2 protein-coding genes are annotated in these 1,815 nt (G+C 38.6%); one reads left to right on the top strand and one right to left on the bottom strand.

What is annotated here, in order from left to right; genetic code table 11:
• On the bottom strand, positions 1–1,085 hold a 1,085-nt coding region (locus AC220I_RS22020), incomplete at its 3' end, for an NAD(P)/FAD-dependent oxidoreductase (protein ID WP_486726016.1).
• Between the two features lie 251 nt (positions 1,086–1,336).
• Between AC220I_RS22020 and AC220I_RS22015 the strand changes: the two genes are divergently transcribed.
• The coding region (locus AC220I_RS22015; RefSeq protein WP_486726015.1) for a hypothetical protein at positions 1,337–1,815 on the top strand (479 nt) is incomplete at its 3' end.

The following is a 1,815-nucleotide window of genomic DNA, read 5'->3' as shown; positions in this document are numbered from 1 at the left end:
CCACCTGTGATGACATTGTCTTTGAAGAAGATTTTCTCAAAGTGATCGCCATCTTCAAAACGTAGGATTTCATAGGCCTCTTCACCTTGACTGCCGACATCTCCGATAGAGAATAGGCGCATGTTCATACCGTGGTAGATGTTGAAAGGAACCAATGTCTCGTAGGTTGAATCTTTTCCAACCAGGTTCATACCAGCAACTTTACCCTGTGAAACAGCTTCAGGCCATATTGCGAAATTGATGGCTTCATATTCAGCACAGTCACCTGCTGCAAATACATCAGGGTCACTTGTTCGCATATGTTCATCAACGACGATGCCCCTGTTAATGGTCAATCCAGATTTTTGGGCGAGTGTCACGTCGGCTCTTATGCCTATGGAAATGAATACATAATCACCCTTGACGATTTCACCAGTGGATAGTTTGATCCCCTCAACATGAGTATCGCCCAAGATAGAATCAGTTCCAACCCCTGTCATAACAGTCATGCCTGTCGCTTCCACCTTCTTCAGGAAGAGGGCAGATGCCTCAGGGTCCAGTTGTCTTGGAAGCAAACGCTCCATCATTTCTATGACGGTTACCTTTAAGCCCAATTGAATCATTTGCCATCCAAGCTCAAGACCAAGTAATCCACCTCCGATAACAAGTGCATGTTTGGAAGGCTCAATCATAGCCTTTATGGTTTCTGCATCTTTTAAGGTTCTAAGGGATTTAACCTCTGGTAGGTCAGCACCCTTAAATGGTGGTATAAAGTTGTAGCTACCCGTTGCAATGACAAGCTTGTCATAGGCGTGTGTCTGGCCATTGTCCAATGTGACTTGTTTTTTATCACGATTGATTTCTGTAACAGCAACCCCGTGTATAAGCGATATTGAGTTTTCTTCATACCATGCAAAAGGGTGGAGGAAAAATCTATTTGGGAGTGATGGTTGAGAGATGTAATCTGACAACATAGGTCGATAATAGATTGATGCATCCTCTGTGGTAATCATTTTAATTTCAAGGTGGGTGTTGCCTTTGTTTTCAAGTATACTTTCTGCGGCGGAGATGCCTGCAGCACCATTGCCGATAATAATTATTTTCATATGAGCCTCCTTATTTAACTTTCATGCATTATATACCCTTTTTTTCTGCTTTAATAGTTATTTTTGTTAAAAGTAATATAATATTGAGATAGATATGGAAATGTGCTTCGAATGTTTCGTAGATTTAATAGCAGGGTATTAAAATCCTATGATAATTTACCACTTTTTTATAAAAATTTGATATTTAAAGGAAACTATTATGTTACAATAAGGTGAAATTTTATAACATCTGTGTTTTTAAGGAGTTATTTATGACTACATTTGATAAATATCAGCGTGTAACAGAAAATGTTAAAGATCATGTTTTAGAGGAAAACCGACGCTTGACAAGACAGCTTGCAGAGTCGAGACAAAGCTTTGAACTGCTTAAGTTCGTACATTTTGATAAGAGCATCAATTTGGAAACCCTGAATGACATTATTGTAGGGTGCACAGGATGCCTTTATTCTTTCATGTACTATTCAGATAGAATTATCACAAATTTAGAACCTGATCATCCTGCCTATCAACTGATTTTAAAAAACAAAAATCGGATGTTAAATCACAGGGATCTTCATATGTATGACGATTTTATAGAGGACCATACAGTTGTGGTATATCCAGTATCGACATCACAGATGATCTCTGTAAATGAGCAAATCCACAACATCATTTTGATATACCCTTCAAAGTTTGTGACAGATGAGGTTTTGGAGTTCGTCAAGAATTTTATGATCGTCAACGATGTCTT

The organism is Fusibacter sp., from assembly GCF_057447755.1.
Note: the sequence above shows the minus strand (reverse complement) of the source record. Positions and strands in the feature narration are given on the sequence as shown.